The organism is Cellulomonas sp. P1_C4, from assembly GCF_056406355.1.
The window spans coordinates 192725-201153 of the sequence record NZ_JBFUAI010000006.1 but is presented as its reverse complement, the minus strand read 5'-3'; the positions used below and the strand labels follow the sequence as shown (position 1 = coordinate 201153).

The 8429-nt window shown below is 74.5% G+C and carries 9 protein-coding genes; 4 read left to right on the top strand and 5 right to left on the bottom strand.

Translation table 11 applies throughout. The features are described from left to right. The 3 genes from AC1DYZ_RS06640 to AC1DYZ_RS06630 form a co-directional block, all read left to right on the top strand. Positions 1-550, top strand: a 550-nt coding sequence (locus AC1DYZ_RS06640; RefSeq protein ID WP_477064413.1) for a zinc-binding dehydrogenase, incomplete at its 5' end; no start/stop codon positions are given. 3 nt (positions 551-553) lie between these two features. After that, the gene (locus tag AC1DYZ_RS06635; protein WP_477064412.1) at positions 554-1552 is read left to right on the top strand and encodes a zinc-dependent alcohol dehydrogenase; all 999 of its coding nucleotides are present in this window, start codon (positions 554-556) and stop codon (positions 1550-1552) included. Further along, positions 1549-2301 carry an SDR family NAD(P)-dependent oxidoreductase gene (locus tag AC1DYZ_RS06630; protein WP_477064411.1) on the top strand — a complete coding sequence of 251 codons (753 nt, stop codon included), beginning with the start codon at positions 1549-1551 and terminating at the stop codon, positions 2299-2301. Before AC1DYZ_RS06635 ends, AC1DYZ_RS06630 begins: the two co-directional genes overlap by 4 nt. Here AC1DYZ_RS06630 and AC1DYZ_RS06625 read toward each other — a convergent pair. Further along, a complete protein-coding gene (locus AC1DYZ_RS06625) occupies positions 2298-3617 on the bottom strand; it encodes an NAD(P)/FAD-dependent oxidoreductase (RefSeq protein ID WP_477064410.1) in 1320 nt (439 codons plus the stop codon). The genes AC1DYZ_RS06630 and AC1DYZ_RS06625 overlap by 4 nt on opposite strands. 401 nt (positions 3618-4018) lie before the next feature. On the opposite strand from AC1DYZ_RS06625, the gene AC1DYZ_RS06620 reads away from it, so the two are divergent. After that, complete coding sequence (locus AC1DYZ_RS06620) at positions 4019-6034, top strand: GMC oxidoreductase (RefSeq protein ID WP_477064409.1); 2016 nt, start codon at positions 4019-4021, stop codon at positions 6032-6034. Here AC1DYZ_RS06620 and AC1DYZ_RS06615 read toward each other — a convergent pair. The 4 genes from AC1DYZ_RS06615 to AC1DYZ_RS06600 are packed head-to-tail and all read right to left on the bottom strand — an operon-like array spanning position 6031 to position 8428. Beyond that, a complete protein-coding gene (locus AC1DYZ_RS06615) occupies positions 6031-6948 on the bottom strand; it encodes a S1C family serine protease (RefSeq protein ID WP_477064408.1) in 918 nt (305 codons plus the stop codon). The two genes, AC1DYZ_RS06620 and AC1DYZ_RS06615, sit on opposite strands and share 4 nt — an antisense overlap. A 60-nt stretch (positions 6949-7008) precedes the next feature. Beyond that, positions 7009-7824: a class I SAM-dependent methyltransferase gene (locus tag AC1DYZ_RS06610; protein WP_477064407.1), complete on the bottom strand. Its 816-nt coding sequence runs from the start codon at positions 7822-7824 to the stop codon at positions 7009-7011. Positions 7825-7836: 12 nt separating this feature from the next. Further along, positions 7837-8229 (bottom strand): DUF7144 family membrane protein, encoded by a 393-nt coding sequence (locus AC1DYZ_RS06605; protein WP_477064406.1) that lies wholly within the window; start codon positions 8227-8229, stop codon positions 7837-7839. Positions 8230-8266: 37 nt separating this feature from the next. Next, positions 8267-8428 carry a hypothetical protein gene (locus AC1DYZ_RS06600; RefSeq protein ID WP_477064405.1) on the bottom strand — a complete coding sequence of 54 codons (162 nt, stop codon included), beginning with the start codon at positions 8426-8428 and terminating at the stop codon, positions 8267-8269. Position 8429 lies beyond the last annotated feature (1 nt).

Sequence of the window (8429 nt, the reverse complement as noted above, 5' to 3'; positions counted from 1 at the left end):
GGGCGGGAACGCGCTGCGGGCGGTCCGCGGCGCGGCGCTCGAGYCGGGCGAGCGGCTGCTCGTGCTCGGACCCGGCGCCATCGGCCTGCTCGCGGCGCAGATCGCCACGGCGCACGGCGTCGAGGTCCACCTCCTGGGTCGCAGCGCGACGTCGACCGCCTTCGCGCGGTCGATCGGCTTCGAGCGCGTGTGGACCCGCCAGACGCTGCCGGACCTGGCGTGGGACGGCGTGATCGACGCGACGAACGGCCCGGCGATGCCGGCCCTGGCGGCGGAGCTCGTCGAGCCCGGCCGCCGCGTCGTCTACATCGGGCTGTCCACCGAGCCGAGCCTGGTCGACACCCGGCTGCTCGCGCTCAAAGACGTGACCGCCGTCGGGGTGCTCAGCGCGTCGGGCGGCCTCGCGGGCATCGTCGAGCTGTACGCCACCGGCGCGGTCGACCCCCGGCCGCTCGTCGCCGCGACCGTGAGGCTCGACGACGTCGCCGACGTCCTGGGCGGCCGCAGCTGGGGCGCCGCCCCGAAGATCCACGTCGACCCGAGGAGCTGAACCGTGCGCGCACTCGTCTTCCGCGGACCCTGGGACATGGCGGTCGAGGACCGTCCCGAGCCGGCGCCCGGTCCCACCGACACGCTGCTGGAGATCCTGGCCACCGGGATCTGCGGCTCCGACCTGCACGGGTACACCGGCGACACTGGCCGCCGGCACCCGGGGCAGGTGATGGGCCACGAGACGGTGGCGCGCGTGGTGGAGGACCGCACGGGCACGCACGCGCCCGGGCGCGTGGTCACGGTGAACCCGGTGCTCGGGTGCGGACGCTGCGCCGCGTGCGCCGCGGGCCAGGCGCAGCGCTGCCTCCAGCGGCGAGTGATCGGCGTGCAGCCGGAGCTCAGCGCCGCGTTCGCCGAGCGCATGGTCGCGCCCACCCGCAACGTCGTCCCGCTCCCCGACGGCACCCCGCCCGACCTCGGCGCGTTGGTGGAACCGCTGGCGGTCGGCTTCCACGCGGTGCAGCGCTGTGGCCTCCTCGAGGGCGACGAGCTCCTGGTGATCGGCGGGGGGCCCATCGGCCAGGCCGTCGCGCTCGCGGCCCGCCGGCTCGGCGCGGCGGACGTGGTCGTCGCGGAGCTCGATGAGCACCGTCGTGACCTGCTCGCGCGCCTCGGCTTCGCCGCGGTGCACCCGGACGGACTCGGCTCGCGGCGTCCCACGCTCGTCGTGGACGCCGTCGGGTCCAGCCGCACCCTGGCCACGGCGCTCGAGGTGTCGGCACCGGGCGCGCGCATCGTCCTGGTCGGTATGGCGGCGCCGACCGTTGACCTCGCCGCGTACGCCGTCAGCACCGGAGAACGCTCGATCATCGGCACGTTCTCCTACGACGACGGCGCCTTCGTCGAGACCGCCGCCTGGGTGGGTGACCACGCCGCCGCGCTGGAACCGCTGGTCGAGGCGCACGTCGACCTCGACCAGGCCCCCGACACCTTCCGCGCCCTGGCCAAGGGCGAGCTCACCGCCAGCAAGGTGCTGGTCCACCCTCAGGAGACGACATGACCGACTTCGCCGGACTGACCGCGATCGTGACCGGCGGGGAGAGCGGCATCGGCGCAGCCACCGTCGCGCTCCTGCAGGCCCGCGGCGCACGGGTCGCCAGCCTCGACCCGACCGCGGGCGAGCACTCCGCGAGCGACCTCGGTGTGGTGTGCGACATCGCCGACCGCGCCGCCGTGGACGCCGCCGTCGCCCGGGTCGTCGAGGAGCTCGGCGGTCTCGACGTGCTGGTCAACAACGCGGGGATCGGCGCCGTCGGGGACGTCGCGGCCAACGACGACGCGGAGTGGACGCGCGTGCTCGACGTCAACGTCGTCGGCACCGCTCGGGTGTCCCGCGCCGCGCTGCCCCACCTGCGGGCGTCGGGCAGCGCGGCGATCGTGCACACGTGCTCGATGGTCGCCGTCGCCGGCTACCCGCAGCGCGCCCTCTACGCCGCGAGCAAGGGTGCGATCGCCGCGCTCACCCTGGCCATGGCGGCCGACCACGTGCGCGAGGGGATCCGCGTCAACGCCGTCCTGCCGAGCACGGCGCAGACGCCCTGGGTGGATCGGCTGCTCGCGGCCGCGGACGACCCCGAGGCCGCGGAGGCCGCGCTCCGCGCCCGGCAGCCGATCGGACGCCTGGTCACGGCCGACGAGGTCGCGCACGCGATCGCGTACCTGGCCAGCCCGCTGGCCGGCTCGACCACGGGCACGCTGCTGGGCGTCGACGGAGGAGCCGTCGGGCTGCGGGTGCCGCCGCGGGCCTAGTCGGGAACGCCGCCGCGAACGAACGCGTCGCGGGGGTGCTGGACGTTCGCCAGCGACACGATGTCGCGCCCGAAGACGCCCATCGCCAGCCACCCGGCCAGCACCCGGATCTTTCGCTCCCACGTGGGCACGGCCAGCAGGTGGTAGCCGCGGTGCATGAGCCAGGCGAGCAGACCCCTCACGACGATGCGTCGGTACTCGAAGATCCCGTGACCGACGCCGAGCGTCGCGACGACCCCGAGGCTCTCGTGCACGTAGTCCGTGGTCCCCTGACCGCGCAGGACGGCGGCGATGTTCATGGCGAGGTGCCGGCCCTGGCGCACGGCGTGCTGCGCGTTCGGCACGGTGCGCCGGCCCGGCAGGTCAACGGCAAGGTCCGGGACGGCGGCGTCGTCGCCCGCCGCCCACGCATCCGCCACGGGCGCGCCCCGCGGGCCGACCCGCAGGTCCGCCCCGACCACCAGGTACCCGCGCTCGTCGACCGGGAGGTCCGTGTGCCGGGCGACCACCGGGTTGGCGGCGTTGCCGGCGGCCCACACGATCAGCTCGGAGTCGAGCTCCTCGCCGGTCGAGAGCACCACGTGCCCGTCCACGGCCGACACCAGCTGCGTGTTCAGGTGCACGTGCGCGCCGCGGGACTCGAGGTTGCGGACCACCCACCTGCCCGGACGGTCGGTCACCTCGGGCAGGATCCGGCCCGCGGCCTCGACCAGGTGGAAGCTGAGGTCCGTGGGCCTCAGCTCCGGGTAGGAGCGCAGCAGCCCGGTGGCCAGGGACAACAGCTCTCCGAAGCCCTCGACGCCCGAGAACCCACCGCCCACGAACGTCACCGTGAGGAGCCGCCGACGCTCCGGGCCCGGGGGCAGCACCGACGCGCGGTCGAACGCGGTGAGCAGGGTGTCGCGGATCGCGATCGCCTCCTCGACGTGCTTCATGCCGATCGCGTTCTCGGCGACGCCCGGGATGGGAAACGTGCGCGTGACGGCGCCGGCGGTGACGACCACGAGGTCGTACGCGAGCTCGAGGTCGTCACCGTCGGTCGGGCGCACCACGACCGTCTTGCGCGCGTGCTCGACCCTGGTGACCTGCCCGGCGATGATCCGCGTGCGCTTGAGGTGCCGGCGCAGCGAGACTGCCGCGTGGCGCGCCTCGATCGAGCCGGCCATCACCTCGGGCAGGAACGGCTGGTACGTCATGTACGGGCGCGGGTCGATCACGATGATCTGCGCCTCGTCGGGACGCAGCGTCTTCTCCAGGTTCCACGCCGCGTAGAACCCGGAGTAGCCACCGCCGACGACCACGATCCTCTTCGTCATGCTCACACCCTCTCGACCGTGCCGGATCCGGGAACGTGACACCTCGCCGGCGCGAACTGTCGCGGCTTGCTCAGGCTGACCGAGCACGTGGTCGATGCCTCGGTCCGAGGCGTCCAGGGCGACGAGCGCCTGCGGCTGACCGTCGGCCGCGGTCGTGGGTGTTCCAGCTCGCGCACGGCGCCGATGAGGTTGTCTGTGGAGTGGCTGGCCACCGTCACAACATAGAGGCGTCGGTCAGGCGTTCGTCCGCGGACGAGCGTGTCCTCGCCCGGCCGGGCGGCGACCAGCGTCGAGCCGATGAGCCCGGTGCCCCATGGCGCCTTCTCCTGGGTGCCGACGACGCAGCGACGCGCTGGTACRCCGTTCGACCGTGCAGCCCCCGCAGGCGTGACACTGGCGTCGTGCGCATCGACTGGACGCAGGTCGCCGCCTTCGTCGACCTCGTGGTGCCGGAGGACGACTTCCCGTCGGCGTCGCAGGCCGGGGTGGTGGACGCGCTGCGGGCCGGCGCCGACGGCGAGCCGTGGACGACTCTGCTGGGGCCCGGCTTCGCGCACCTGGCCGACGAGTCCGTCGAGGACCTCCTGGCGGGCCGGACGGCGGTGCCGTGGCCGGTCGACAGCGCGGCCTTCGCGCGGACGATGATCCAGCTGGTCGCGGAGCAGTACTACGGCGCTCGGGACGCCCCGGGGTGGGCCATGGTCGGCTACGACCCGCGCCCGCGGCGCGACTCCGGTCTGCTCGGTTCGCCGCCTCTTGCGACCCGGCGMCTGTCGGAGGCGGCCGACCGCTACGACGTCGTCGTGGTCGGCGCCGGGGCCGGCGGGGCAGTCGCGGCCGCGGTGCTCACCCGCGCGGGACTGCGGGTGCTCCTGCTCGAGCGCGGCGAGATGCTCACGTACGACCAGGTGGGCAACGACCACCTGCGGAACTTCCGGGTCAGCCGGTACGGCCACAACACGCCGCCCTACCTCGAGGACGGCGGCCMGCGGGTGGTCGTCGATCTTGACGGCACCGAGCGCGTCGAGCCGCCGTGGGGACCGGGCTACAGCGCCCTGCCGTACACCGTGGGCGGCGGCACGCGCGTGTACCAGGGCATGGCGTGGCGGCTGACGCCGCAGGACTTCCGCCTGGCGAGCACGCACGGGGTGCCCGACGGCAGCTCGCTGGCCGACTGGCCGCTGGCGTACGCCGACCTCGAGCCGTTCTACACGCGGGTGGAGCAGGAGCTCGGGGTGTCGGGCGACGGCACCGCGCACCGCAACCAGGGCGTGAGGTCCGCCGGCTACCCGATGCCGCCGCTGCCCGACAACACCGAGGCCCGGGTGCTGCGCCGCGGCGCCGAGCGGCTCGGGCTGTCCACGGGGCCGGTCCCGCTGCTGATCAACTCCGTGCCGCGGGGCGGCCGGGGGCGCTGCGTGCAGTGCGGTGAGTGCGTGGGGTTCGCGTGCCCGAGCGACGCGAAGAACGGTCCGTACAACACGGTCCTGCCGGCCGCCGTCGCGGCCGGGTGCGTCCTGGTGACCGGCGCACGGGTGCTCGAGGTGCGCACCGGGCCCACCGGGTCGGTCACGGGCGTCGTCGCGGTCGACGAGGCGACGGGCGCCCGCCGCACGGTCGAGGCGGGCCACGTCGTGCTTGCCTGCTCGGCGATCGAGACGGCCCGCCTCCTGCTGGCCAGCCGGTCGGCGGCCCACCCCGACGGCCTCGGCAACCACAGCGACCAGGTGGGCCGCCACCTGCAGGGCCACCCCTACGTCGGCGGCTTCGGCCTCTTCGACGAGCCCGTCATCGACGGGCCGGGGCCGAACGTGCGGATCGCGACCTGCGACTACGTCAACGGTCTGCCGGGGACGATCGGCGCCGGCGTGCTGGCCAACGAGGTGATCAAGCTGCCGATCGCATACTGGTTCGCCGCGCTCCCGCCGGACGCGCCGCGCTGGGGCCTGGCCGGCAAGCACGCGATGCGGGACCTGTACCGGCGCACCAGCCACGTGGTCGGACCCGTGCAGGAGATCCCGATGCCCGACCTGCGCGTGACGCTCGACGCGCGGCTGGTCGACCGGCACGGGATGCCCGTCGCCCGCCTGTCCGGGCGTCAGCACGCGATGACGCTCGCCACCGCTCGCCGGCAGGAGGCGGCCGCGCTCGAGTGGCTCGACGCGTCCGGTGCCACGCGCGTCTGGCCGTCCGGCCCGGCGCCGACCGGGGTCACCGCGGGCCAGCACCAGGCGGGGACCTGCCGCATGGGCGACGACCCCGCGACCTCGGTGACGGACCCCCACGGCCGGGTGCACGGCCACGACAACCTCTGGGTGATGGACGGGTCGGTGCACGTGACGAACGGCGGGTTCAACCCCGTGCTGACCATCCTCGCGCTGGCGTACCGGAGCGCGGAGCGACTGGCGGCCGGTTAGGTGACGAGCTCCCGCGGGAAGACGAGCACGTCGACCAGGGCGCCGTTGCGCCAGACCGTGACCTCGATCCGGCGGTCGATCGCGTCCTCGACCATCAGCTTCTGCACGGCGGTCGAGGTGACCACCCGGCTGCCGTCGAGCTCGACCACGATGTCGCCGCGGTGCAGGTCGGCCTGGGCCGCCGGGCTGCCGGGCTGGACGCCGGCGATCTGCAGGCCGGTGGGGGAGCCGATGCGCTCGGCGAGCTGCGGCGGGAGGGGCACCTGCGCGCCGATGATGCCCAGCCACGCCCGGCGCACCCGCCCGCGGGTCATGAGCGTGGTGATGATCTCCCGCGTCGTGGCGTTGATCGGCACCGCCAGACCCACGCCGATCCCGGCGAGGGCGGTGTTCACGCCGACCATCCGGCCGGCGCTGTCGGCCAGCACGCCGCCGCTGTTGCCGGGGTTGAGCGCGGCGTCGGTCTGCACGACCTCGTCGACCACGCGGCCCGAGGCCGTCGGGAGCGACCGGCCGAGCGCCGACACGATGCCCGCCGTCACGCTCCCGGCCAGGCCCAGCGGGTTCCCCAGCGCGATGACCAGCTGGCCCACGCGCAGCCCGGCGGCGTCGCCGAGCTCGACGGGCGCGGGCACGTCGCCCCGGGCGAGCAGCACCGCGAGGTCGGAGAGGGGGTCGCGTCCGACGACGTCCGCCGGCAGCGTCGTGCCGTCGCTGAATGCCGCCTCGGCCAGGGTCGCGCCGGCGACGACGTGCGCGCTGGTGAGCAGGTACCCGTCGGTGGTGATGACGCTCGCGCTGCCGGCCCCCGTGCCGCGGGCGGTGCGGACGGTCAGGCTCGCGACGCTGGGCAGCACCGCCTCCGCGACGGCGACGACCGTGCGCGAGTACGCGTCCAGGGGCTCAGGCTCCACGGCGGGTACAGCGAGCGCGGCGGGGCGGATATGCCCCAGGTTCGCCGCCGGCGCAATCGGTCAGGGCCGCCGGGCGAGGGTGTGCCGCACGTCCTGTCCGAGGACGATCCGGCCGGAGGCGTCGCGCAGGCTGTCCAGCGCGTCGAGCACGTCGGAGCGCACCGTGTCGCGGCTGCCCGGCGGGACGGCCTCCCACATCGCGCGCTGACCGTGCGACCACGAGAACTCGAGGAAGTGCTCCGGGTCGCGGAACCTGGCCTCGACCGTCCGGTGCACCGTCCGGACGTCGACCAGACCGGCGGCCGTGCACAGGTCCGCCATGCCGCCGTCCGACGAGAACGGCCCGCGCCGCCCGCTCGTGCGGGCGTCGAGCATCGCGGGCGGCAGGTACGGGTCGAACAGCGCGTCGACGGCCCGCCACCCCTCGTCTTGCTCCCCGAACGTCGTCACGCCGAGCCGGCCACCGGGCCGCAGCAGCTCGGTCCACGCGCGCAGGCCGTGTGCGGGGTCGGGCAGGAAGAACAGCACCAGGCAGGACGCCACCACGTCGAAGGACGACGGGGGGAGGTCCGGCGCGCGCGCGTCGTCGACCCGGACCTCGACCTGCGGGAGGTCCGCCAGGTCGCGGGCGGTGAGCTCGACCATCGCCGGAGCCAGGTCGATGCCGAGCGCGTACCCGGCGGGACCCGCCGCCAACGCCAGGGGTGCCAGCGCGGCACCCCGACCGCAGCCGACGTCGAGCACCCGCTCGCCGGCCGCCACGGCGAGCTCCTCGACCAGGCCGGCGGCGATCGGCCCGAACCACGGCACGCCCACATCGTCGTACGTCGCGGCGGCGCGGTCGAACACCCCGGCGATGCCGTCCGGTGATCCCATGGCTCGGTGCGCTCAGGCGGCGACGTCGCGACCGTGGAGCGTCAGGGCCCAGATCACGAAGACGTCGAACGCGATGACCACGAGGGCCCACACCGGGTAGTAGGGCAGCCAGGCGAAGTTGACGATCGCGCTGAACGCGGCGAGCAGGACGCCGACGGTGCGAGCCCAGATCGCGCCACGGAAGACGAAGAAACCGGCGAAGGCGACGAGGATGCCGACGAGCAGGTGGATCCAGCCCCAGGTGGTGACGTCGAACGAGAACGTCCACTTGGGCCCGACCAGGAAGAACGAGTCGTTGACCAGTGCGACGACGCCCTGGATCGCGTGCAGGATCCCGATCAGCACCATCAGTGTCCCGGCGAAGACGCTCAGGCCTACGGCCAGGTCGCTGCGGTTCTCGCTCATGTACGTCCCTCTCGGCGGTGTCGGGTCGGGCGGCGTACTAGATACGGCGTCGGCGCCCGGGGGTCACGGCCGCCGCGACGACGGCGGTCTTGGCGATCGGTGCGGGGCCGGGCGTGATCGCCTTGGCGACGACGGCGGTCTTGGCGACGGGGTGGCCGATGACGCCGACCCTCCCGACACGTGCAGGGCGGAGCGGCATG